Source organism: Psychrobacter sp. 1U2, assembly GCF_051847575.1.
Genome location: NZ_JBPYDC010001431.1, coordinates 1 through 602 on the forward strand (window position 1 = coordinate 1; position 602 = coordinate 602).

The window sequence follows — 602 nt, forward strand, 5'->3', positions numbered from 1 at the left end:
ACAAGAAGCGGAGCTATGGTTCGGTGATGATACTGTCTATATGGAGCGTTACTTACAAAACCCGCGCCACGTTGAGATCCAAGTACTGGGCGATGGTAATGGTAATGCCATTCATCTTTATGATCGTGACTGCTCACTACAACGTCGTCACCAAAAGGTGTTAGAAGAAGCACCTGCTCCTGATATTCCGGATGATGTCCGTGAACCAATACTACAAGCTTGTGTTAAAGCATGTGAGCTGGTTGAATATCGCGGCGCTGGTACGTTTGAGTTTTTGTTTGAAAATAACGAATTTTTCTTTATTGAGATGAATACGCGGGTACAGGTTGAGCACCCTGTGACTGAAATGATCACTGGTATCGACGTGGTGGTTGAACAACTCAAAATCGCTGCAGGTTACGGCTTATCTTATCGTCAAGATGAGATTGAAATTCAAGGTCATGCAATTGAATGTCGTATTAATGCTGAAGACCCAGTAACTTTTATGCCCTCGCCTGGCAAAATTACACAGCTATACGCACCTAGTGGAGCTGGCGTACGCTTTGATTCGCATTTATATCCCGGCTATGAGATCCCTAGCTATTATGACTCATTGATTGGTA

At 43.9% G+C, this 602-nt stretch carries 1 protein-coding gene; it reads left to right on the plus strand.

Annotated elements, in window-relative coordinates; translation table 11 throughout:
- Positions 1 to 602 (plus strand): ATP-binding protein (locus ACS8FD_RS22480; RefSeq protein WP_459252175.1); only part of this gene is annotated, 602 nt, incomplete at both ends.